The 22,457-nt window shown below is 64.7% G+C and carries 21 protein-coding genes and 1 tRNA gene; 14 read left to right on the plus strand and 8 right to left on the minus strand.

Annotated features, from left to right (window positions below; translation table 11 throughout):
- Both GSQ76_RS14190 and GSQ76_RS14195 read right to left on the minus strand, forming a co-directional pair.
- The coding region (locus GSQ76_RS14190) for a PAS domain-containing protein (protein ID WP_158744569.1) at positions 1 to 921 on the minus strand (921 nt) is incomplete at its 3' end.
- A 64-nt stretch (positions 922 to 985) separates the two neighbouring features.
- A complete protein-coding gene (locus tag GSQ76_RS14195; RefSeq protein ID WP_158744570.1) occupies positions 986 to 2,350 on the minus strand; it encodes a PleD family two-component system response regulator in 1,365 nt (454 codons plus the stop codon).
- Between the two features lie 556 nt (positions 2,351 to 2,906).
- Here GSQ76_RS14195 and GSQ76_RS14200 point away from each other — a divergent pair.
- The 8 genes from GSQ76_RS14200 (at position 2,907) to GSQ76_RS14235 (ending at position 10,787) form a co-directional block, all read left to right on the plus strand.
- Positions 2,907 to 4,139, plus strand: coding sequence for a branched-chain amino acid ABC transporter substrate-binding protein (locus tag GSQ76_RS14200; RefSeq protein WP_158744571.1), 1,233 nt, complete (start codon positions 2,907 to 2,909; stop codon positions 4,137 to 4,139).
- Between the two features lie 10 nt (positions 4,140 to 4,149).
- A complete protein-coding gene (locus tag GSQ76_RS14205; protein WP_254070408.1) occupies positions 4,150 to 5,079 on the plus strand; it encodes a branched-chain amino acid ABC transporter permease in 930 nt (309 codons plus the stop codon).
- Positions 5,079 to 7,091 (plus strand): ABC transporter permease subunit, encoded by a 2,013-nt coding sequence (locus tag GSQ76_RS14210; protein ID WP_158744572.1) that lies wholly within the window; start codon positions 5,079 to 5,081, stop codon positions 7,089 to 7,091. The genes GSQ76_RS14205 and GSQ76_RS14210 overlap by 1 nt, the downstream gene beginning before the upstream one ends.
- The gene (locus tag GSQ76_RS14215) at positions 7,084 to 7,830 is read left to right on the plus strand and encodes an ABC transporter ATP-binding protein (RefSeq protein ID WP_254070409.1); all 747 of its coding nucleotides are present in this window, start codon (positions 7,084 to 7,086) and stop codon (positions 7,828 to 7,830) included. The genes GSQ76_RS14210 and GSQ76_RS14215 overlap by 8 nt, the downstream gene beginning before the upstream one ends.
- Positions 7,831 to 7,915: 85 nt before the next feature.
- Positions 7,916 to 8,407: a (2Fe-2S)-binding protein gene (locus GSQ76_RS14220; protein WP_158744573.1), complete on the plus strand. Its 492-nt coding sequence runs from the start codon at positions 7,916 to 7,918 to the stop codon at positions 8,405 to 8,407.
- Positions 8,408 to 8,419: 12 nt separating this feature from the next.
- On the plus strand, positions 8,420 to 9,211 hold the full coding sequence (locus GSQ76_RS14225; protein WP_158744574.1) for a xanthine dehydrogenase family protein subunit M: 792 nt from the start codon (positions 8,420 to 8,422) through the stop codon (positions 9,209 to 9,211).
- A gap of 2 nt (positions 9,212 to 9,213) precedes the next feature.
- Positions 9,214 to 9,516 carry a putative quinol monooxygenase gene (locus tag GSQ76_RS14230; protein ID WP_158744575.1) on the plus strand — a complete coding sequence of 101 codons (303 nt, stop codon included), beginning with the start codon at positions 9,214 to 9,216 and terminating at the stop codon, positions 9,514 to 9,516.
- Positions 9,513 to 10,787 carry an FAD-binding oxidoreductase gene (locus tag GSQ76_RS14235; protein ID WP_158744576.1) on the plus strand — a complete coding sequence of 425 codons (1,275 nt, stop codon included), beginning with the start codon at positions 9,513 to 9,515 and terminating at the stop codon, positions 10,785 to 10,787. The genes GSQ76_RS14230 and GSQ76_RS14235 overlap by 4 nt, the downstream gene beginning before the upstream one ends.
- A 1-nt stretch (position 10,788) precedes the next feature.
- On the opposite strand, the gene GSQ76_RS14240 is transcribed toward GSQ76_RS14235, so the two are convergent.
- From GSQ76_RS14240 to GSQ76_RS14260, 5 genes are all read right to left on the minus strand, one after another.
- Positions 10,789 to 11,259: a Spy/CpxP family protein refolding chaperone gene (locus GSQ76_RS14240; RefSeq protein ID WP_158744577.1), complete on the minus strand. Its 471-nt coding sequence runs from the start codon at positions 11,257 to 11,259 to the stop codon at positions 10,789 to 10,791.
- Between the two features lie 55 nt (positions 11,260 to 11,314).
- Positions 11,315 to 11,938 carry a hypothetical protein gene (locus GSQ76_RS30890; RefSeq protein WP_174247349.1) on the minus strand — a complete coding sequence of 208 codons (624 nt, stop codon included), beginning with the start codon at positions 11,936 to 11,938 and terminating at the stop codon, positions 11,315 to 11,317.
- Between the two features lie 511 nt (positions 11,939 to 12,449).
- Complete coding sequence (cysW, locus tag GSQ76_RS14250) at positions 12,450 to 13,283, minus strand: sulfate ABC transporter permease subunit CysW (RefSeq protein ID WP_256366983.1); 834 nt, start codon at positions 13,281 to 13,283, stop codon at positions 12,450 to 12,452.
- Complete coding sequence (gene cysT / locus GSQ76_RS14255; protein WP_158744578.1) at positions 13,273 to 14,133, minus strand: sulfate ABC transporter permease subunit CysT; 861 nt, start codon at positions 14,131 to 14,133, stop codon at positions 13,273 to 13,275. The genes cysW and cysT overlap by 11 nt, the downstream gene beginning before the upstream one ends.
- On the minus strand, positions 14,130 to 15,137 hold the full coding sequence (locus tag GSQ76_RS14260) for a sulfate ABC transporter substrate-binding protein (protein ID WP_158744579.1): 1,008 nt from the start codon (positions 15,135 to 15,137) through the stop codon (positions 14,130 to 14,132). Before GSQ76_RS14260 ends, cysT begins: the two co-directional genes overlap by 4 nt.
- 187 nt (positions 15,138 to 15,324) lie before the next feature.
- On the opposite strand from GSQ76_RS14260, the gene GSQ76_RS14265 reads away from it, so the two are divergent.
- Both GSQ76_RS14265 and GSQ76_RS14270 read left to right on the plus strand, forming a co-directional pair.
- Positions 15,325 to 16,668, plus strand: coding sequence for an LLM class flavin-dependent oxidoreductase (locus GSQ76_RS14265; RefSeq protein ID WP_158744580.1), 1,344 nt, complete (start codon positions 15,325 to 15,327; stop codon positions 16,666 to 16,668).
- Between the two features lie 126 nt (positions 16,669 to 16,794).
- Entirely contained in the window at positions 16,795 to 17,970 is a 1,176-nt protein-coding gene (locus tag GSQ76_RS14270; protein ID WP_158744581.1) for a helix-turn-helix transcriptional regulator, read from the plus strand.
- Positions 17,971 to 18,202: 232 nt separating this feature from the next.
- Here the strand turns inward: GSQ76_RS14270 and GSQ76_RS14275 are convergent.
- Positions 18,203 to 18,292, minus strand: a tRNA-Ser gene (locus GSQ76_RS14275).
- 81 nt (positions 18,293 to 18,373) lie between these two features.
- Here GSQ76_RS14275 and GSQ76_RS14280 point away from each other — a divergent pair.
- From GSQ76_RS14280 to GSQ76_RS14295, 4 genes are read left to right on the plus strand one after another with little or no spacing between them, the layout of a single operon-like run.
- Positions 18,374 to 19,363 (plus strand): lipid A deacylase LpxR family protein, encoded by a 990-nt coding sequence (locus GSQ76_RS14280; RefSeq protein ID WP_158744582.1) that lies wholly within the window; start codon positions 18,374 to 18,376, stop codon positions 19,361 to 19,363.
- Complete coding sequence (locus GSQ76_RS14285; RefSeq protein ID WP_158744583.1) at positions 19,363 to 20,331, plus strand: lytic transglycosylase domain-containing protein; 969 nt, start codon at positions 19,363 to 19,365, stop codon at positions 20,329 to 20,331. Before GSQ76_RS14280 ends, GSQ76_RS14285 begins: the two co-directional genes overlap by 1 nt.
- Positions 20,328 to 21,227, plus strand: coding sequence for an SPOR domain-containing protein (locus GSQ76_RS14290; protein ID WP_158744584.1), 900 nt, complete (start codon positions 20,328 to 20,330; stop codon positions 21,225 to 21,227). Before GSQ76_RS14285 ends, GSQ76_RS14290 begins: the two co-directional genes overlap by 4 nt.
- Before the next feature lie 9 nt (positions 21,228 to 21,236).
- A complete protein-coding gene (locus tag GSQ76_RS14295; protein ID WP_158744585.1) occupies positions 21,237 to 22,451 on the plus strand; it encodes a D-alanyl-D-alanine carboxypeptidase family protein in 1,215 nt (404 codons plus the stop codon).
- Positions 22,452 to 22,457 lie beyond the last annotated feature (6 nt).

A 22,457-nucleotide genomic window follows, 5' to 3' on the forward strand; every position in this document is an offset into this window, starting at 1 on the left:
CATCTGCCGGGCGGAGAGGGTCATGATCGGCTGATAGACCAGCTCGAACCGGCGCTCCACGATCGCGCGGCGCATCGCACCGGCATGCTCCATCGCGCCCTGCACGTAGCTGGCGAGCCCGCCGGCGAAGCCCGCGGAGGTGAGCCCTGTCATGCCTTGCCGGGCAAATACGTCCAATGCCTGGCGCAGCGCGCGCGCCGCCTGGCGTTGGCTTAGCCCCTCCGCATCCAGCGACAGCGCGCGGGACGACACGGTGGCGCTGACCCCGTGGTCGCGCAGCAGCGCTTCCAGCGATGCGGCGACTTCGATCAGGTTCGCGCCGCTCGCATCGGGGCCGAGCAGACCGAATCGGCCGGGTGCGATCTCGCTGGCCATCGCATCGGGCACCAGCGCTTCCAAAACCGGCCCAACGGCGTCGACGCCGTTGCCTTCGATCTCCAACAGACCCATTTCGCAGGCCAACCCGGCCCGCATCCGCATCTCGGTGGCGCGTGCCAGGGCGCTCACCGATCTGCCCTGCACGGTATCGCCCATCGGCGTGGGCGGTAGGGCAAAGGTGACACAAAGCCGCATCGGCCGTCCGGCCGCGGCCAGGCGAAGACCGGCCAGCGCCACCTGACTGCGTTGCTGATTTGCCAGGCGAACTGCGCAGGGCAGCAACCGCCCGCGCTCTCCAAGAACTGTCAAGGCGGACCCGAGTGCCTCGTGGTCCGCCGGGGCGATCATGTCGTATAGGCTACGCCCAACCCAAGATTCGGGTAACGAACCGAGTTTGCTGCGAAACGCTCCGGCGGCGTATGTGATGGACCCGGCCGAGTCGACCTCGGCCACGAGATCGGCCGCGGCGAAGGCAAAGGCGACGAATCGTTCGCTGTTATCTGTCCGTCGCAGCTGTATGCTATCCTTCGGCTGTTCGGACACCGTCAAACTCCCTGACACAAGGGACAGCATCTCGCATCCGGATTAATCACACGGTAACGGCGCGCTAATTGTCGACTAGCTCAACCTCGACGCGGTTACGGCCCTGGTGTTTGGCCCGGTAGAGCGCCCGATCCGCGGCCCCCAGCAATTCTTCGGACGTCACACCCACTCGGGTGCTACGGGACAGCCCGATGCTGATGGTCAGCCGATGCTGGCTGTGCGCCTCCGGGTAGAATTCCATGTTCTGGATCGCCAGACGCAGCCGCTCCGCCGCGCGCGTCGCTTCATCGGCGGAGGTGCCGGACATAATCACGACGAATTCCTCCCCGCCATAGCGTGCGAGGCTGTCGAACACCCGCGTGCGGCTACGCAGCGTATCCGCCACCTGCTTCAGCAAGGTATCGCCGGCGGCATGGCCCCAGCGATCGTTCACCGACTTGAAGTGGTCGATGTCGATCATGAGCGCAACTAGCGCGGCCGGCTCGGCGGCGATTAGGCTGGCGAGATGCCGGGTCAGGTAACGCTGGTTGTACAGGCCGGTCAGCGGGTCCGTCAGTGCAAGCTCTAGCGCGTGGCTCAGATCGGCGCGCAGCCGGTCCTGGTAGAATTTGCGGCGAATCTGGTTGCGGGCGCGCACCCGCAATTCATTATCGTCGACCGGGCGCGTCACCCAGTCATTGGCGCCCAGGTCGAAGCCGCGCAACAGCCGGTCCCGCTGTTCGAACTCTGCCACGAGAAGCAGCGGAATCTCCTGCGTCGCCCGTTCCGCCCGAAGACGGGAGGCGAGGCGAAGCGGGTCATTACCGGCAATGGAGAGGCTGAGCACGATCAGGTCGAAGTTGATCTGGCCGCAAATCTCCAACGCCTCGGCCTCGCTGCGGGCGCGCGTGGGCACGATACCCTCCCGCGACAGCGCGTCCTGTATGCCGAGCGCACCGATATCCAAATCATCCACCACCAGCGCGCGTGCTCCGGCGACAGAAAATTCGGTCCATGGTCCATTGGAAAGGCCCAGCGCATGCGCGGTTTCACTGCGGACCCGCCATTCGTCCAACAGCCGCTTCAGCCGCACCAACCCGCGAACTCGGGCGAGCAGCGTGTCATAATCCAGTGGCTTGGTCAGGAAATCGTCGGCACCAACTTCCAGCCCCTGCAGGCGTTCCGTTGGGTCGGCGAGGGCGGTCACCATCACGACGGGAATGTGGACTGTCTGGTTATCCGATTTCAGGCGCCGGCAGGTTTGATAACCATCCATCTCCGGCATCACAACATCCAGCAGAATCAGGTCGGGTTGCCACGAGTGGGCGAGCCGAATGGCGTCCGCTCCGCTATGGGCAATTTCTACCTGATAATACTCCGCCACTAGCTTCGCCTGGAGCAGCTTCGTATTCACCGGGACATCGTCGACAATAAGAATGCGGGCAGTCATGAACGCTATCCCAGGAAGTCGGCGGCCGGCATGTCGGTGTGTCGCGGCAGTGATAGACGCCCCGGACGGTCTATGAAAGCAGGCGGTGGAGGGGCGAACGACATCCTCAGCATGAAGGACGATCCTCGGTTAAATGGATCGTTTATGAGCGAACTCGACCGGGGTGGCATATCTTTTGCGACAGCGGGTCTCATTAACGGGGCACGTTATCAGTATGAGTGACGTGGCTTCAAGGTTCGTCAGGGGCGTAGCGTGACGCTCCGCGTTACTCGTCGTCGGATATAACGCAATCAGGCAAAGACTCCTCCGATGCGCCGTTGTCACTTTTTGTTAAGCACTGGCCCGTTGTCACGGGCCGTCCTGGCGTCCTCGTCAGAGCTAGGTGCCCGCGCAACCTTCGAAAGCGCAGCTTTGGCGTCAAATTGGCAACGCGCGCGACCGGCTGTATGCGGCTTCAAGGCGGCTACATAAATTTCCCACTAGCGCGAAACCTTCGGCTGTTTCACTGTCCGCATACCGTCTATGCGCCAGACTCATGCCTCAGGAGCTTTCTGCGATGATCACCCGCCGTTCTGCCGTCGGCCTGTTTGCCGGCACCGCAATCGCCACCACGCTGGGCGGCCACGCCTATGCGGCCGACAAGGTCATCAAGATTGGGATTAACTTCTCGCTAACAGGTGGCGATGCCGAGAGCGCCGCCCGCATGCGCGACGGCGCGCTGATGGCGATCGACGAGGCGAACGCCAAGGGCACCGTAAAGGGATACAAGCTGGAAGCGGTCGTGTTGGACGACGCAACCGCCACCGCAGGGCAGTATGACCCGGCGCAGGCCGCAACCAACGCGCGCAAATTCGTCTCCGACAAGCTGGTCGTCGGCGCCGTCGGCCCACAGATGAGCGGTGCCGGCAAGGCAATGGCCCCGATTCTGAGCCAGGGCGGCCTGGCCATCATCACGCCCGCCTCCACCAACCCGGACCTGACGGATCCGAAATTTGCCGCGCAGTATCGCCCTGCTGGCAAGCCGGTCTATTTCCGCACTGTCACCACGGATGCCTATCAGGGCCCGAACATGGCCGATTTCATGGCCACCAAGCTGGGCGTCAAGGCGATCTACATCCTGGACGACCAGGGCGCCTACGGCGTCGGCATGGCCGACGCCTTTCAAAAGCGGATTGCCGAAAAGGGTGTGAAGGTGCTGGGTCGTGACCAGCTGGACCCGAAGGCCGCCGACTATTCGGCGATCCTGACCAAGATCAAGTCGATGAATGCGGACAGCCTGTATTACGGCGGCGTTGGCACCGCCGGCGTGAAGTTGGTGAAGCAGAGCTACGATATCCTGCCGAACATCAAGAAGGCCGGTGGTGATGGCCTGTACGGCGGTGACCTGCTGAAGGGCGCCGGCTTCCCCGCCATGGACGGCTGGTATGCCACCATCGCCGCTCCTCATATGACGGAGGACACCAAACTTTCGACCTGGATGGCGGCGTTCAAGAAGAAGTATGGCGCTGCCCCGGAAGACTACTCCATCACCTCCTACGACGCCGCGACCATCATCATCGAATGCATCCGTGCCCTCGCTGCTGCCGGCAAGCCGGTAACACGCGAGGCGGTGCGCGACGCCATTCAAGTCGGCAAGTTCAAGACCTTGCAGGGCGAGATCACCTACGACACGAATGGCGACGTCAACAGCAAGATCGTCAGCGTGTTCCAAGTGAAGCAGGACGATAAGCAGCCACTGGACGATGTAGCCGCGCAGTTCAAATACATCGGGGTGGCCCCGCAGAGCTGAGCGCCCGCCCGTGACCGCGACCGACCTCCTGGTACAGCAGATCATCAATGGTGTGAGCTTGGGAGCGATGTATGCCCTCATCGCCCTTGGGTTCACACTCGTCTACGGCATTATGGAGCTGATCAACTTTTCCCACTTCAACGTCTTCATGGTGGGATCGTACATCGCTCTGTATGTGCTTGAGGCGTTTGGTATCTCCGGCCAGTCCACGCTCATGTCGGGCTGGCCGTTGGTGGGTGTGCTGGTGGTGGCGCTGCTGGTCGCCATGGTCGGTTGCGGGTTCCTCGGCGTCGTGATCGAGCGATTGTCCCTGCGGCCGCTTCGCGGTGTGAAGGGGCCGTCGGCGATGATCACGACGATCGGCGTGTCCTACATCCTGTTCAACCTGGTGCTGCTTTTCCTCGGAACCGATACCAAGAACTACCCGAACCCATTGCCGCCGTTGACCTTTGCGATCGGCGGGGCGGTGCTGCGGCTGCGGGAAATCCTCATCTGGGTGATCTCGCTCGCGCTGATGGCCGGGCTGTATGTGTTCACCCGGCGTAGCAAGATGGGTAAGGCGATGCGCGCCACTGCGCAGGACCCGGATGCGGCTCGGATGATGGGGGTGGAGGTCGACCGGGTGATCATGACCGCCTTCTTCCTCGGCTCGGCCTTGGCAGGCGCTGGAGGCATGATCTTCGGTCTGTATTACAACTTCACCAGCTTCGTCATCGGCTATAGCGCCGGGTTGCGAGCGTTCACCGCGGCAGTGCTGGGCGGCATCGGCAACGTGCCGGGCGCCATGTTGGGGGGCATGATCATCGGCCTGATCGAAACGCTGAGTGGACAGGTGGTCGCCGTGCGATGGACTGACGTCATCATCTTCTCGTTGCTAGTCCTGGTGTTGGTGTTCCGACCCGCCGGCTTGCTGGGGCGCGTTGCGCCGAACAAATCCTAATGTCGATCGCATCCACCCTCGGCCGGCCGTTCGCCAGCATGGCCCCGGCCCGGCGACGTTCGGCGGCTACCTGCGCCGTCGCCCTCATCGCGATCATCTTCCCTTTGATCCATGGCGACGACGCCGACATCGACTCGTTGGCAAATGCGCTGTCCTACGCGGCGCTGGCGCTTGGGTTGAACATCGTCGTTGGCATGGCCGGGCTGCTGGACCTCGGTTACGCCGCGTTCTTCGCCATCGGCGCCTACGTCTATGGCGTCCTGTCGTCGTTCCAGCTGCAGCCGGACTGGTCCAGCTTTTGGGAGCCGTTTGCATTCTTGGGCCTCGTGGCGCGCATGCCGGGGCAGGGCGCGGTGGACGTGGTGCACACCACGCTGTCGTTCTGGCTCGCGTTGCCGCTAGCGGGCGCAGTGGCTGCCGGGTGTGGCATCGTGTTCGGCGCACCGACGCTGCGGCTGCGGGGCGACTACCTGGCTATCGTCACCCTCGGCTTCGGTGAGATCGTGCCGATCGTGGCGCGCAACTGGACCAGCGTGACCAACGGCGCTTCGGGACTCAACGGCGTGGCGCCGCCGAGCATCTTTGGCACCAGCTTCGGCGTGGACGCGACACCCTATTACTACGTGATCGTGGCGCTGGTGGCGGCGCTCATCTTCGTCAGCCTCCGATTGCGGGACAGCCGGATCGGCCGCGCCTGGATGGCAATCCGCGAGGACGAGATCGCCGCCGGGGCAATGGGCGTCAACCTGGTGCGGTACAAGCTGCTGGCCTTCGCTATCGGAGCGTCCTTTGCCGGCATGGCAGGCACGTTCTACGTGTCCAAGCTGCAAACCGCGACGCCGGAGATGTTCGGCTTCCCCGTCTCGGTCATGATCCTGGTCATGGTCGTGCTGGGCGGCATGGGCAGCGTTTGGGGCGTTGTGTTGGGCGCCATGGTGTTGCAATTGCTGCAATCCTGGTTCCTGCCAGATCTTACCGATTGGCTGCACCAACTCGGCGCGCTCATCGGCAACGACGCGATGCAGAAGATCGACCTGGTGCAATCGATCGAGCTGATCTTCGGCATCGTGCTGGTTCTCATGATGCTTTATCGGCGCGACGGCTTGATCCCCGCTCATCGCAAGGAAGCCGCCCTGACGTTCGAGCAGCAGCACGCCGTGGTGGAGCGGGTAACTGCCTTCGCCCTGCCGGGCATCGCCCCGCCGACCGCCCGCGGCAAGCCGCTGCTGGAGATCAAGGACATCACCGTGCGGTTCGGCGGCCTGGTGGCGCTGAACTCGATGACGCTCACAGTGCCCGAAGGCGGGGTGCTGGCGGTGATCGGGCCGAATGGTTCGGGCAAATCGACCCTGTTCAACGTCATTACCGGGCTGACCCCGCCAGCAAGCGGCAGCATCCGCTTCGGTGGGAAAGACATTACCGGGCTGCCCTCGCACCAGATCCTACAGACGGGGCTGGCACGCACGTTCCAGAACATCCGCCTGTTCCCGAACCTGTCGGTGATGGACAATGTGCTGGTCGGCGCCCACAGCCGAATGCAGTCCGGCGCCGTCCGCTCCATCCTTCGCCTGCCCGCCACGAAGCGGGAGGAACTCATGGCGCGCGAGCGGGTGATGGAAATCCTATCCCTGTTTGGCAACCGCCTGGTTCCGCGCGTAAACCAGGCGGTGGGCAATCTGTCCTACGCCAACCGCCGCCGGGTCGAGATCGCCCGCGCACTCGCCTCCGGCCCGCGCTTGCTGATGCTGGACGAGCCTACCGCCGGCATGAACCCGGCAGAAACCATGGAACTGGCGGAGCAGCTGAAGCAACTGCATACGTTGGGCCTGTCGATCCTGGTGATCGAGCATAAGCTCGACGTCGTCACCCGGTTGGCCGACACGGTCGTCGTGCTGGACCATGGCGAGAAGCTGACCGAGGGGCTGCCCGACGAGGTGCGCCGGAACGAGGCGGTGCTCGACGCCTATCTGGGCCGGGCCCACGCTGCCGTGAAGGATATTGCCGTTGCTTGACGCCACCACCTCGTCGCAATCGCTGTTGGAATTCCGCGACGTCAACACGCATTACGGCGACCTGCACGTGTTGAAGGACGTGAACTACAATATCGCCGCCGGAGAGATCGTGTGTCTGCTGGGCGGCAATGCCTGCGGCAAATCCACCACGATGAAGACGATCATGGGTGTCGTGCGCCCCACCACCGGCACCGTGCTGTTCGATGGTAAGCCAATCGAAAAGCTGTCCACCGCCGAGCGGGTGAAGCGCGGCCTGGCGCCGGTGTTGGAGGCGCGGCGGCTGTTCCCGCGCATGACAGTGTATGAGAATCTGGAAATGGGCGCGTACACACGCAAGAAGGGGCCGGAGTTCCTGGAGGATCTGGAAAAGGTCTACACCCTGTTCCCGCGCGTGAAGGAACGCCGCAGCCAGCTGTCCGGCACCCTTTCCGGCGGAGAGCAGCAGATGGTGGCGATCGGCCGTGCCCTGATGGCCCGCCCGCGGCTGATCTGCATGGACGAACCCTCTATGGGCCTGTCGCCGCTTTTCGTAGAACAGACATTCGAGATCATTCAGACGATCAACCGTCAGGGTATGACCATCTTCATGGTCGAGCAGAACGCCAATATGGCGCTGCAGATCGCCCACCGTGCCTACGTGCTGCAAACCGGAAAGGTCGTACTGTCCGGAAGTGCCGCGGAAATGCGGGTCAATCCCGTGATTCGTGAGGCATATCTCGGCGAGTTGGCGGTCGCCTGAGCCGTCGCCCGGGCGCTCGCCCTTGACCGACTGGCCCCCCGCGCCACACTCTAGAGTAACAGATCGCGAATTCGGGAGAGACGCCATGCCCCAGGTAAGCCTGACGGTGAACGGCACGCCACATACCGTCGAAGTTGAGGGGCGCACCTTGCTGGTAGAGTTGCTGCGGGAAAAGCTGAGCCTCACCGGCACCCATGTGGGCTGCGACACCAGCCAATGCGGCGCTTGCGTCGTACACATCGACGGCTACAGCGTGAAATCCTGCACCATGCTGGCCATGCAGGCCGAGGGTGCAATGGTCACCACGATCGAGGGACTCGCAGCGGCCGACGGAACGTTGCACCCGATGCAGGAGATGTTTCGCGAACACCACGCCCTCCAATGCGGCTTTTGCACGCCGGGCATGGTGATGAGCGCGATCGACCTGGTGAACATGCACCCCCAAGGCATGACCGAAGACGAGATCCGGCACGGGCTGGAGGGCAATCTCTGCCGGTGCACCGGTTACCACAACATCGTCAAAGCGATCGATGCGGCGCAGAAGCTGATGCATCCGATGGCGCAGGCGGCGGAATAAGGGAGGCAGGCCATGTACGATTTCGCATTCCAAACCCCGGCCTCCGTGTCCGACGCAGTGAAGATGTTGGCCGATGATACGGAGGCAAAGCTGCTCGCGGGCGGCCAGACGTTCATCCCCGTGCTGAAGCAGCGACTGAACAAGCCGTCCGTCATCGTGGACCTGAACGGGCTCGGCCTGTCGGGCATTACGTCGGCGCCCGACAAGATCACCATCGGCGGCATGACGACGCATAACGCCATCATGTCGAACCCGGATATCCAGAAGCGCATCCCCGGCTTGGCAAAGATGGCGTCATGGATCGGCGACACCCAGGTGCGGCATCGCGGCACCATGGGCGGCTCGCTGGCAAATAATGACCCATCTGCGTGCTATCCCACCGCGGTGCTGGCGATCGGCGCCACCATCGTGACCGACCAGCGCCGGATCCCTGCGGACGAGTATTTCCAGGGCATGTTCACCACGGCCCTGGCGCCTGAGGAGATCGTGACTGCGATCGAATTCCCGATCCCGGAAAAGAGCAACTACGAGAAGTTCCGTAACCCGGCGTCCCGCTACGCCATGGTCGGCGTCTTCGTGGCCAAGGGACCAGCCGGGATACGCGTCGCAATTACCGGTGCGGCGCAGGACGGCGTCTTCCGTCACACTGCGATGGAGCAGGCGCTAGCCACCAATTGGTCCGCGGACGCCATCAAGGGCATCGTCACCCCGGCCGACGGGCTCAACAGCGACATCCATGCCAGCGCCGAGTATCGCGCCCATCTTATCGGCGTGATGACCCGGCGGGCCGTAGCAGGGGCGTAGGTATGTCCGACACCCAGCCCCTGTTCGTCGTGGCGGAGTGCCGTGCGAAGCCGGGGCTGGCAGATGCGCTGCGCAAGGTGCTGCATGCCGCCGTCACACCCTCGCGCGGCGACGAAGGTGTGATGTCCTATGTGCTGAACGAGGACATCAAGACGCCGGGCCACTTCATCTTCATCGAGCACTACGCCAGCCGGGACGCGCTGAAGCAGCACATGCAGCAGCCGCACTTCAAGACGCTGGTCGCTGAATCGAAGGACCTGATCGAGGGCGAATTCCCCATCGCCATGGTGCGCCCGGTCGATTGAAGCAGGCCTCCGTTCATACCGTCGCAGTCATTGGCGGCGGGATTATCGGGGCATGCTGCGCGATCGAGTTGCTGCGTGACGGTCACCGGGTAGTCCTCGTAGAGCCGGATGCACCCGGCGGGCGGCACCAGGCCAGTTTCGGCAACGGGGCCTGGTTCAGTCCGTCGTCTGTCGTGCCCGTCTCGGTGCCGGGCATGTGGAAAAAGGTGCCGGGATACCTTGCCGACCCGCTGGGGCCGCTGGCGATCCGTTGGCGCTATTTGCCTAAGCTGTTGCCCTGGTTGGTCCGCTTTCTGCGCGCCGGGTCGACCGTGGCCAGGGTAGAGGCGACGGCGCGGGCGCTGCGCCCGCTGGTCACCGACTCACCCGACCGGCACCGCCGCCTGGCCGAGGAGGCGGGGATCTCTCATCTCGTCGCCCGGCAAGGCCTGCTATATGTGTTCCCCAGCCTAGCCGATTTTGAGGCAGAGGCGCTGGCCTGGCGCTTGCGCCGGGAAAACGGCGTGGAATGGATCGAGCTGGATGCCGACGAGCTACGGCAGCAAGAGCCGTCGCTGGATCGCCGCTATACATTCGGTGTACTGGTGGAGGCGGGGGCGCACTGCCTGGATCCCGGCGGATACGTTGCGGGCCTGGTCGCCTACGCCGAAACTTTGGGTCTGCGCCGCGTCACTGCCAACGCCACAGGCTTTCGCGTGCAGCACGGGCGGTTGCAGGCCGTCGAAACCGATGGCTCGGAGATCGCCGCCGACCGTGCCGTCATCGCCGCCGGCGCCCATTCGGCCAAACTCGCAGCAGCCGTCGGCGATACGATACCGCTGGAGACGGAACGCGGGTATCACGTCGCCATCTCCGCGCCGGAAGTGACGCCCCGCCGCCCGATCATGCCCAGCGACGGCAAAATGGCGAACACCGTTACCGGAGGGGCGCTCCGCGTGGCAGGGCAGATCGAATTGGCCGGGCTGGACGCGGAGCCAAACTGGCGCCGGGCGGATATCCTGCGCGACTACGCTCTCCGCACCTATCCTGGCCTACCCCGTGACCTACCGCCCGACCGGGTCACAAGTTGGATGGGCCATCGTCCTTCTATCGCCGACGGCCTGCCGGTGATCGGGCTGGCAAGCGGCTGCACGGATGTGGTTCACGCCTTCGGGCACGGGCATATCGGCCTGGCATCTGGCCCGGTGACGGGTCGGCTGGCGGCCGATCTCGTCAGCGGGACAGCGCCCTGCGTAGACCCGGCGCCGTATCGGCCGGGCCGCTTCCAGTAGGCTAGCGCTTCTTCGCTGTCGCCTGCTGGCGGAACAACGTGTCCGCGGCTTGCTTCTGAGTCGGCGATAGACTGGCGTATAGGCTGTCGAAGGCGGTCGACAACGACGCCGTATCGTCCGCATAGGTCTTCGCCAGCGTGGCGTAGGAATGCATGTTGTCCACCGCGCTCATCGTCACGGCGGCGCTGGCACGTTGCTGGAACAACTGCTCCGTCGTCGCTGCGTTCTCCCGCATAGCCTGTGCGAAGGCGCTCCACAGCGGCGTTTGCGCCGGGGTGATCCCCAATTGCGACTGCAGCGCATTGATCCGCTGCTCGACCGCCGGGTTCGGTGCCGGCACGGGGGCAGGTGCAGGGGCCGGCGTCGCGGCCACTGCGGGGGTGGCCGCCGGCGCCTGAGCGAACGCCGCGCCACACAGGCCGAACGAAAGCGCAACCGCCGCAATGCTTGTGCGGAGTAAAGATGATGTCATGTCAATGCCTCGTCGGTGCAGGAGTCGGAAGAAGGAACGGCGATCCGGGTCGGCGCTACCAGTGGCGGTGATGCCAACCACCCCAGCCGTGATGCCAATGCGGCCCGATGAACAGCGGCGGCGGTTCAAATACCACATAGGGCGCGGGCGGCGGGGGCGCGTAGTAGCGGGTGACGGTGCGGTACTGAACAACTCGACGTGCCGCAACGACCGCGACCGCCGGGATTACGTAGCCGCCGCTGATATAGCCGCCAGTGCGGTAGCTCGGCGGGATCGAGGCGTCCGCCAAAATGGGAGGCGAAATCACCAGACCGCAGCTGTCAGGCGTCGGAATGATCGGCGGTGGCCCGGCCTCGGCTACCACCTGCGGCGGCGGCACTACCATGACTGGCGGCGCATAGGCGGCGCCAATCAACGGGCCGACGTCCTCTGTCACGACTGGCACAGGGGCGGCCGCATACAGGGGCAACGGTGGCTGTATCGCCGGCAAACCCAGGATGATCGGGGGCGGGGCGAAGTAAACCGGGGGCGGCACCACGTAGGCCGGTGGCGCCAGCAGCACGCCGTAGCCCGCGACAGCAACCGTGCCGAGCGCCAGTGCCGCTAGCCCGACGCCTGCGCCACCCCAGCCCCAGTCGCGCTGCCAATCATAGGCATGATAGCCCCATCCCCCTGCCAAAGCCGGGCCCCGAAAACCTGGGCCTCGGAACTCTTGACCCCGGAAGGCTGGGCCTCGGAAGGCTGGGCCTCGGAACGCTGGGCCGGAAAAACCCCGCCCGCGGAAGGCCGGCTCGCCAAAACCTGGCCCGCGAACGCTGTGAAAGGCTGGCCCAGCAAACGCGCGTGGCCCCGGGCCGCGAAGTCCGCCGCCGCCGAACCGTGGCCCACCGGCGAAATGTGGACCCCCACCGCCGAAACGTGGTCCACCGCCGAAATGTGGACCCCCACCACCGAAGTGCGGGCCACCTCCGCCGCCGAAATGGCCGCCGCCGCCATGGCCACCGCCAACCCCGCGCTGAGCATAGGCGGGCGAAATCGCGGTCGTAGCGAGCAAAACGGCAGCAAGGCAGGCGTGAAGTGGTTTCATCGGTCGATTGGATCCCCAACGGCGTCGGCGGGATTGAGTGCCAGAGTTAGGGCAGGAACATGGCACCCACCCCGCAGACCCGGCGTTGACTGAGTTGTGATCGCTAAACGCCGGCGGTCTGCCTTCGTTCCAGCAGCGCCTTCACACCCAATGTCACCAGTGCCATCGCTGCCAGCAGCGACGCCATGGCGAAGGCCGCGGGCAAATTATAGTCGTTATACAGAATCTCGATATGCAGCGGCATCGTGACCGTAAGCCCACGTATGTGGCCAGACACGACGGACACCGCGCCGAATTCGCCCATTGCGCGGGCATTGCACAGCAACACGCCGTTTAGCACACCCCAGCGCACTCGGGGCAGGGTGATGCGTCGAAAAATCTGCCAGCCACTCGCACCCAGGGTCAGCGCCGCCAATTCCTCGTCATCGCCGCGGGCCTGCATGATGGGGATTACCTGGCGCACCACGAACGGCACTGTCACGAACACGGTCGCCAGCACGATGCCGGGTAGGGCGAAGATGATCTGCACGTCATGCGCCCGCAGCCATGGGCCAAACCACCCTTGCAAGCCAAACAGCAGCACCCAGACCAGCCCCGATATCACCGGCGAGACGGAAAACGGCAGCGCCGTCAGCGCCATCAGCGCTGCCCGCCCGGCAAAGCGATAGCGCGTCAGGCACCACGCTGCCGCGAGGCCGAACACCGTATTCAGCGGCACCGCAATCGCCGCCACCAGCACTGTCAGCCGGATGGCGTCCCACGCATCGGGCGAGGAGATCCCCTCCGCGTAGCTGCCGATGCCCCGGCGCAAGGCCTCCACCAGCACCACGGCGAGCGGCATCACCAGGATCAGCACCATCAGCACCATGGTGCAAGCCACCAGGACGATCCGAAGCGCCGGGCGTTCGCCGATGCCGGTGACGCGGCTATGCTGCAACGGTGCGCATCCACAGGCGTACGGCCCGGCTCTGCACGGCGGATAGCGCCAGCAGGATCAGCAGCGCCGCCAGCAACATCGTGGCGCCAAGCGCGGCAGCGGCGGCGTAGTCATATTGTTCGAGCTTGCCCACGATCAGCAGCGGCACGATCTCCGACACGCCGGGCCGGTTGCCCGCGATGAAGATGACGGAGCCGTATTCCCCCACCGCCCGGGCAAACGCCAACCCGGCGCCAGCGAGCAACGCGGGCAATAGCGGGGGCAGCACCACGCGGGCGAACACCTGGCCCGGCCGCGCGCCCAGCGTCAGCGCCGCTTCCTCCGTCCGGCGGTCCAACTCCATCAGCACCGGCTGCACCGTCCGCACGACATAGGGCAAGCCGACGAATAGTAGCGCGACCCAGATCCCCAGCGGGGTGAACGCGATTTTCAGCCCAAGCGCCGCCAGCGGGCCGCCGAGCCAACCGTCATCCACATACAACGCCGTCAGCGCCACCCCGGCGACCGAGGTCGGTAGCGCCAGCGGCAGATCCACCAGCGCGTCCAGCATCCGCCGCCCGGGAAAGCGATAGCGCACCATCGTCCAGGCCAGCAGTAGCCCGATCGGCATATTGGCCAGTGTTGCCAGGGCCGCAATCACGAAACTGACCCGGAACGCCGCCAGCGCCCGCGGGGCGCTGATAACCTGCCACACCCCCAATGGCCCCAACCCGGCGGCGCGCAGCACCAGCCCGGCGATCGGGATCAGCACGATCAGCGTCAGATAGGTCGTCGTGATCCCGAACGTCAGCCCGAACCCGGGCAGCACCCCGCGCCGGGCAGCCCGGCGTTGGGCGTTGGCGCGGCTCACTTCACCGGCTGGTAGATCTGGTCGAACACACCGCCATCGCCGAACTGCTCCGCCTGCACCTTCTTCCAACTACCGAACACCTCATCCACCGTGAAGGTTGTGATGGTCGGAAACTGGCCGGCGTAGCGAGCCATTACGGCCTTGTCGGTCGGGCGGAGGAAATGCTTGGCATCGATCTCCTGCGCCGCGGGGGAGTACAGATACTGCAAATAGGCTGCGGCTTCTTTCGCGGTGCCGTGCTTGGCGACCACCTGGTCCACCAGCGCCACCACAGGCTCGGCCTGGATGGACATCGAGGGTGCGACGATCTCCAACTTGCCCTCGCCGAGTTCGCGCACTGCCAGATTGGCATCGTCCTCCCAGGCGAGCAGCACGTCACCCTGGTTGCGCCGGGCGAAGGTTATGGTGGCGCCACGCGCGCCGCTGTCCAGTATGGGCACGTGGGAGAACAGATCCCGCACGAAAGCCTTCGCCTTCTCGGGCGTGCCGCCGGGTTGCTTCAGCGCGTAGCCCCAGGCAGCCAGGTAATTCCACCGCGCGCCGCCGGAGGTTTTGGGGTTCGGCGTAATCACCTGCACGCCGGGCTTTAGCAGGTCGCCCCAATCATGGATGCCCTTCGGATTACCCTTCCGAACCACGAACAGGATGGTGGAGGTGTAGGGCACCGAATGGTTCGGCAGACGGCTCTGCCAATCGGTCGGCAGCAGATGCGCCCGCTCAGCGATGGCATCGATATCCGGCTGCAGCGCCAGGGTGACGACGTCTGCTTCCAACCCGTCGATCACCGCCCGTGCCTGCGCGCCGGATCCGCCATGCGACGAACGGATGGTGATGGCCTCCCCAGTCTTCGCCTTCCAATCGGCGGCGAAGGCCTTGTTGATGTCGGCATACAGCTCCCGCGTTGGATCGTAGGACACGTTCAGCAGCGTCACCTCTGCCCGGACGACGGTGCTGCCCAACAGGCCAATGGCAAGGATCGCGAGCCCAAGAGTGCGCATTTTCATGGATCGATCTGGCCGAACTACGCCAGCCGCGTCAATCGACTTCTGCCGATAGAAAGTCTTGCTACGATATCACCACCAGCAGGTGAAAACATCCATTGGAGCAGTCATCGGCAGTGCGCCCATTTGTTTGAAATGACCGGTAGCCATCCCAATTTGCGGAAGCAGTCACTTCAGGATGCCGGATACGATGGCTCAGCCCCGACAACTCCGCCTCGGTGCATTCATGCGGCCGGTGAGCATCCACACCGCCTGGTGGCGTTACCCTGGTAGCTGGCCGGACGCGAACTTTAACTTCGCCCACCTGAAGCGCTTCGCCCAAACACTGGAACGGGGCAAGTTCGATGCGTTCTTCATGGCCGACCACCTGGCCGTGCTGAATATGCCTATGTCGGCGCTGAAGCGCAGCGCCACCGTCACCTCGTTCGACCCGTTGACCCTGCTTCCGGCTTTGGCCGTGGTGACGGAGCGGCTGGGCCTGATCGCCACCGCCTCCACCACCTTCGAACAGCCCTATATCATCGCCCGTAAATTCGCCTCGCTGGATCACCTCAGCAACGGCCGGGCAGGGTGGAACCTGGTCACCACCTCCAACCCCGACGCCGCGCTGAATTTCGGCATGGACGACCACATGGAGCACGACGAGCGGTATCGCCGCGCGCGGGAGTTCCACGAGGTCGTCACTGGGCTGTGGGATAGCTGGGCCGACGACGCTTTCGTGAAGGACGTGGAGTCCGGGGTGTTCTTCGACCCCGACAAGATGCACGTGCTGGACCACAAGGGCCCCCATCTCTCCGTTCGCGGCCCGTTGAACATCGCTCGATCTCCCCAGGGTTGGCCGGTGGTGGTGCAGGCCGGCGCGTCGGAGATGGGGCGGCAGATCGCGGCCGAGACGGCGGAGGTGATCTTCGCTAGCGCCCCTCGGATCGAGGATGGGCGAAGCTTTTACGCCGACGTGAAGGGGCGCATGGTCAAGCTGGGCCGTAATCCGGACCATCTGAAGGTGCTGCCCGGCGTGCTGGTCGTGGTGGGCGACACCGTTGCGGAGGCGCAGGCCAAGCGCGCCAAGCTCGACAGCCTGGTGCACGACGACAGCGCACTCCCCAATCTGTCGATGCGGCTTGGAACCGATGTCTCGAAGTTCGACCTGGATGCGCCGTTACCTCCGATCCCCGAAACCAATGCCAGCCAAAGTGGCCGGCAGGCGGCGATCGAGCTGGCAAAGCGGGAGAACCTGACCGTTCGCCAACTGGCCCAGCGCGGCGCCGGTTATGGCGGGCTGGTGATGGTCGGAACGCCCCAAACCATCGCCGACCAGATGGAAGAGTGGTTGATGACCAATGCCTGCGACGGCTTCAACGTCATGTTCCCCTTCCTGCCCGCCGGGTTAGACGATTTCGTCGACAAGGTCGTGCCCGAACTGCAGCGACGCGGGATCTTCCGGCGGAAATACGAAGGTCTGACGCTGCGAGAGAATCTTGGCCTACCCCGGCCCGAAAACCGCTTTTTCGCGCAGCGCAGAGCCGCCGAATAGCGACGCTGCCTGTCCAATTTTGTAACAAAACGACATGGAGATCAGACCGTAAGATCATTCCCAATTCATTACCACAAGCTCTACTGTGTGACTGGCCGTGATCCGGCGCCGGACGAAGGAGAGGCGATGACTTTGTTGATCAACGAAGACCGCCTCTCTCCCGTATTGGACGCGATCTACGACGCCGCCGTGCTGCCCGGGCGGTGGCCCGGCGTGCTGCAGCACCTAGGGGGTCTGTTCAACAGCCATTTCGTCGACGTATTCGCCCGCACCGACGACTGGTCCGACTACCGCGGCATCGCCTTGGGATTGGACAAGGCGGACTACGAAAACGAGTTCCTGGATGTCTGGTGTAACCGGAACGTCTGGGGCAAGGCCAAGCCGGTGCGCAGGGCCGGGGAGGTGCTCCCGACGTGGCAGATGGTTGCCAAGCCAGACGTGCTGCGCAGCGAGATCTACAATGAGTATCTAAAGCCACGCGCCCTGAACGAGGGTCTACGCCTGGCCATCTGGTCTGGTGACGGATGGATCCAGGACATCTCGATGCTGCGCCCGTGGTCGTCTGGCCCGTTCGAGCAGTTGGAGATCGATCTCGGCAAGCTGCTGCTGCCACATCTGCAACGGGCCTCCGAGGCGTCCCGCCGGCTGCATGATGCGAAGGCGGCGATGGAGTTGGATGCGATCGCCGGTGCCGCTTTCCTGCTGGACAAGCGAGGCCGGATGGTTCGCCTGAACGCCGCGGGTGATGACTTGCTGCGGGCGGGGCAGGGGCTTGCACTGCGCGACCAGTGCCTGACGGCGATCTCCAGACTAGACGATGATCGGCTTGCGGCCGCAATCGCCGGTGCCGGCAGGATGCACGGCGCCTTGCGCGAGGCCGCGTTGGTAACGCTGACCCCAGCGCCCTGCCTGAAGTTGACGGTCATGCCGATTCGCGGCGGCACGGAGTGGGATCTGCCAGGCCACCGCAGCGTGCTGGTGTTCGTCAACGCCCCGGCCGTGATGCCTCGATTGTCGCGTCAGGACCTTCAGGACCACTTCGGGATGACCCGGGCGGAGGCTGACTTCGCCATGGCCTTGATGTCGGGTTGTAGCCTAGCCGACATAGCCAACCGCGGCGCCCGCAGCATCCATACCGTCCGTACCCATTTGGGGAAGGTCATGGCCAAAACCCAGACCCGGCGGCAAAGCGAACTCGTGCGGCTGCTGATGGGCATGGAACATGCCAAATCCGGCGTCGCGGTCGAGGCAACCGCGAGTCGATCAAGGCGATTGCGTTCAATAACGCGCGGAACCTTGTAGCGCCCGCGCCACAATTTGCTGCCACATGCCGCAACGACCTGGTCTGGCCTCCCAGCCTATGACGCCTTTGCGGCGCTATGCCCGGCAAGGCAGGGCGATCGTGGCGATGCCCAGGGGTCAAGATCGACGCTGAATTCCGGATGGAGGCACATCTTGCCGCAGGGTAATTCCAGCAGAACTCCCGCAAATTCAGCACCAAACTCAGCACATCCTACGACGCAGCACGAGCGGGTGGCGGACAGGGTGGGATTCGAACCCACGGAACCCTTGCGAGTTCGCCAGTTTTCAAGACTGGAGCCTTAAACCACTCGGCCACCTGTCCGCAGCGCCGGCTATGGAAAGGGTTTCGCGTTTGCGCGCAACCCTTTATTCACTGAGGCTCGCCACGTCGAAACGGGTATCCATGTCGCGTCCGGTCATCGCCTTCGCCGCCGTCAGCCTGCTCAGCCTTCCGGCGTTTGCCGCAACGCCGCAGCAGGATAATGCCAATATCGTGACAATGCAGGTCGAAAACGACGCAGTGTCCACGCTGAAGGGAACGTCGGATCAGTATTACACCAGCGGCCTGCGACTGGGGTGGACGTCCGGCACGCAGCAAGTGCCAGCATTCCTCAGCGATGCCGCCAACAAGGTGTGGGGCGACGGCGTCCAGCGCGTCAGCGTGTCGGTGAGCCAGTCCATCTTCACCCCCCGCAACACCCAAACCCGCAATCCGTCGCCGGACGATCATCCGTATGCCGGTATCCTCGGCGTCACCGGGTCACTGATCCACGACACGGGCGATGCGCAGACCAGCTTGTCGGTCATGCTCGGCATCGTCGGGCCGGGTGCCGCCGGGCGGGAGGTGCAGAACGGCTTCCACGACATCATCGGCGACACGCCGAACAAGGGCTGGGGCACCCAGTTGCGGAACGAACCCCTGTTCGAGATCACGCCGCAGCGGACGTGGCGGGTGGCGCTAGGCTCGTACTCGGGCGTCGCGTTCGACGCGCTGCCCAGTGTTCGGGCCGGTTTCGGCTTGGAGAAGAACTATGTGCAGGCCGGCGTTCGGTTCCGCGTAGGGCAGGGGCTGGAGAGCGATTACGGTGTCGCCCGGATCGACGGTTATGGCGCCACCGACGTCTACACCCCGACGCAGCCCTTCGTCTGGTATGTGTTCGGCGGCCTCGACGGCCAGGTGGTTGGCACCGACGTGACGCTGACGGGCAACAATTTCCACAGCGGCCGCAGCGTTCCCGCGAAATGGGATGTGGGCGAGTTGGAACTTGGCGCGGCGGTGGTCTACCGCGGCGTGCGGATCACCTACACCCAGGTGTGGCAGACGCAGCAGTTCAGCACTGCCAAGTCCGGTTTGTTCAACTACGGCTCGCTGGCCGCAGCCGTGAGGTTCTGATGCAACGCCGGGCCCTTCTGGGCGCCTTAGCCGCAACATCACTCGCCGGTGTTCCTGTCGCGGCGTCGGCGCAGGACAGCTTCGGCGCGTTCCTGAGCGGCGTTCGGGCCGACGCCAGGCGCAGCGGCATTCGTGATTCCACCTTGGGCGCAGCGTTGAACGGCATTAGCGTCAACGACAAGGTCATTGCTGCCGACCGCAAGCAGCCCGAATTCACCATGACCTGGACGCGCTACCGGTCGTTCACCATGTCCGACAAGCGCATCGCCCGGGGCAAGGAGTCCGTCGCCGCCAATCGTGCGCTGTTCGCCGCCGTATCGCAGCGCTACCAGGTGGATCTGCCGCCGATCGCGGGCATCTGGGGCCTCGAGAGTAATTTCGGCACCGACACCGGCAACTACAACGTCATCGAAGCCCTGGCGACGCTGGCCTGGGAGGGCCGCCGCGCCTCCTTCTTCCGCAGCCAGTTGATGAGCGCGCTCAAGATCCTGGACCATGGCGACGTGATGCCCGGCCGCATGATGGGATCCTATGCCGGGGCGATGGGCCAGCCGCAATTCATGCCCGACTCATACCTCCGCTACGCCGTGGATTTCGAGGGCAATGGCCGCCGCGATATCTGGGACAGCCGGGGCGACGTGCTCGGCTCCATCGCCAACTACCTGGCCAAATCCGGCTGGCGGTATGGTGAGCCATCGTGCCAGCCGATCCGGGTGCCCCCCGAACTCGACGCCTCCAGCGTTGGGCGCGACGTGAAGAGGTCGCTGGGCGAATGGCAGCGCATGGGGGTGCGGCGCGATGACGGCAGCATGTTCGGCCGACCCGACCCGATTGGCGCCGTCGTCATGCCGGACGGCACCGGCGGTCCGGCGTTCATGGTCTATGCCAACTTTACCGCGATCCGGCGCTACAACCCGTCCGACTACTACGCGCTGGCGGTGAGCCTGCTCGGCGACATGGTGATTTGATCCGCCGGACGGCCCTGTTTCTGGCGTTGGCCGCCGGGCTCGCCGGGTGTGGTCTGTTCAACCGGAAGCCACCGGCCGCGCCGACCCCGGCGCATTATACACTCGGCTCGCCGTATCAGATGGGCGGCGTGTGGTACTACCCGAAAGACCAGACGGAGTATGATGCGACGGGATTGGCCGCCATCGTGCCGGCCCAGACCGGGCTTACGGCGGATGGGGAGCGGTTCGATTCTTCTGCCCTGGCCGCGTCGCATCACACGCTGCAACTGCCCGCCATTGCGCGGATCACCAACCTGGAGAATGGGCGGGAAGTCCTGGTCCGGCTGAATGACCGTGGCCCCGCCGATGCTGGCCGGGTGGTAGGGCTCACCCAGCATGCCGCCGACCTGCTGGGCGCCAGGGACGGCACCCAGATCCGCGTGCAGTTGGATGGCGGCATGACCAGTGGCCTGACGAACCAGATCGGCGGCGGCCCGAAGCTGGACGTTGCCGCCGCGCCGCTGGCCACCGTCCAATCGCAATCGCTGGCGCCGCCGCCGGGTGTCGGCCAGTCGTCCCGCGGGCGCACCGCCGTCGGCCACGGACCGGCGAGCGCCCCCGTTGATGCCGTCGCCGCCGCCCGCGTGCCGGATCGCTTGCCGGATCAGGTGACTCAGGGCTCTCCCCACCCTGGCCTGATCTATCTGCGTGCTTCGGAGTTTGGCCGAGTCGATTACGCCCGCCGGGTCGCGGCCCAACTCACCGGACTTGGCCCGGAGATCGAGCACACGCACGAAGGGCGCAGCGACCGCTACCGTGTTCGCGCCGGCCCGTTCAACTCCGTCGCGGCGGCCGACGCGGCGCTGGACCAGGCGCGGCGCGCAGGCGTAATCGACTCCCATCTCGTGGTGGAATAGGAGCAGCCCATGACCCAGAGCCTGACCCGGCGCATTCTGCTCGCCACCTCATCCGCCCTTGTCGCCACCCCGGCGTTGGCCCAACGCAGAGCGCCTCGTGCCGGTCGCGGCAAGGCCAGTGCCGAGCCAGTGCCCACCGGCAACCCTGCGCAAACGCCCCTGGGGCCGATCGACACCGCGGCGAAATACGCCATCGTCGTCGACTACAACACCGGCGCCACCCTGTTGGACAAGGATGCGGACGTTCAGCAGCCGCCATCCTCGATGACGAAGCTGATGACCGCCTACATCGTCTACGGCATGTTGAAGATCGGCCGGCTGAAGCTGGACCAGGAACTGCCCGTCAGCGACAAGGCGTGGCGGATGCAGGGCTCGAAGATGTTCGTGCCCCAGGGCGGCAGCGTGAAGGTCGAGGATCTTATCCGCGGCATGATCATCCAGTCCGGCAACGACGCGTGCATCGTGCTGGCAGAGGCGATTGCAGGATCGGAGGATCAGTTCGTCGACCAGATGAACGCGCACGCCAAAGACTTGGGCATGACCAACACCCACTACGCCAACTGCACCGGCTGGCCCGATGCCACGCAGCATATGAGCATGCGGGACATTGCAACGCTGACCGCGCACATCATCCACGACTACCCGGAATACTATCACTATGACAAAGAAACTTCGTTCAAATACAACGGCATCAACCAGGAAAACCGCAATTCCCTGGTGGTGAAGGGTCTCGCCGACGGGCTGAAGACCGGCCACACCGACGCTGGCGGCTATGGGCTGGTCGGCAGCGCGGATCGCGGCGGGCGCCGGGTGATCCTGGTGGTAAACGGCCTCACCTCGATGCACGCCCGAGCGGAAGAGAGCGAGAAGTTGCTAGAATGGAGTTTCCGCGAGTTCGAGAATGTCACCCTGTTCAGGGCCGGCGATACGGTCGAGACGATCAAGGTTTGGCTAGGGACCGAGCCGACGGTGCCGCTGGTCGGTGGGCGCGACCTGACCATCACCATGCCCAAGCAGTGGCGCAACACTGCGAAGATCGAGGTACAATACAACGCGCCGGTCGAGGCGCCGATCGGGCGTGGCGACACGCTGGGCAAGCTGGTGGTAAGCGGCCAGGGCGTGCCCGCGATGCAGGTGCCGTTGCTGGCCGGTGCCGACGTACCGCGCAAGGGCCTGCCGGGCCGCGCGCTGGCGGTGCTCGGCCACTACGTGCTCGGAAGCTGACGACCG

It is taken from the genome of Acidisphaera sp. L21, assembly GCF_009765685.1.
Lineage (GTDB): Bacteria > Pseudomonadota > Alphaproteobacteria > Acetobacterales > Acetobacteraceae > LMUY01.

Coding starts and splice junctions, on each gene's coding strand:
- GSQ76_RS14220 (WP_158744573.1), top strand. CDS start 7,916: ATGCCCCAGGTAAGCCTGACGGTGAACGGCACGCCACATACCGTCGAA.
- GSQ76_RS14295 (WP_158744585.1), top strand. CDS start 21,237: ATGACCCAGAGCCTGACCCGGCGCATTCTGCTCGCCACCTCATCCGCC.
- GSQ76_RS14210 (WP_158744572.1), top strand. CDS start 5,079: ATGTCGATCGCATCCACCCTCGGCCGGCCGTTCGCCAGCATGGCCCCG.
- GSQ76_RS14225 (WP_158744574.1), top strand. CDS start 8,420: ATGTACGATTTCGCATTCCAAACCCCGGCCTCCGTGTCCGACGCAGTG.
- GSQ76_RS14230 (WP_158744575.1), top strand. CDS start 9,214: ATGTCCGACACCCAGCCCCTGTTCGTCGTGGCGGAGTGCCGTGCGAAG.
- GSQ76_RS14280 (WP_158744582.1), top strand. CDS start 18,374: ATGTCGCGTCCGGTCATCGCCTTCGCCGCCGTCAGCCTGCTCAGCCTT.
- GSQ76_RS14260 (WP_158744579.1), bottom strand. CDS start 15,137: ATGAAAATGCGCACTCTTGGGCTCGCGATCCTTGCCATTGGCCTGTTG.
- GSQ76_RS14240 (WP_158744577.1), bottom strand. CDS start 11,259: ATGACATCATCTTTACTCCGCACAAGCATTGCGGCGGTTGCGCTTTCG.
- GSQ76_RS14285 (WP_158744583.1), top strand. CDS start 19,363: ATGCAACGCCGGGCCCTTCTGGGCGCCTTAGCCGCAACATCACTCGCC.
- GSQ76_RS14200 (WP_158744571.1), top strand. CDS start 2,907: ATGATCACCCGCCGTTCTGCCGTCGGCCTGTTTGCCGGCACCGCAATC.
- GSQ76_RS14265 (WP_158744580.1), top strand. CDS start 15,325: ATGGCTCAGCCCCGACAACTCCGCCTCGGTGCATTCATGCGGCCGGTG.
- GSQ76_RS14195 (WP_158744570.1), bottom strand. CDS start 2,350: ATGACTGCCCGCATTCTTATTGTCGACGATGTCCCGGTGAATACGAAG.
- GSQ76_RS14270 (WP_158744581.1), top strand. CDS start 16,795: ATGACTTTGTTGATCAACGAAGACCGCCTCTCTCCCGTATTGGACGCG.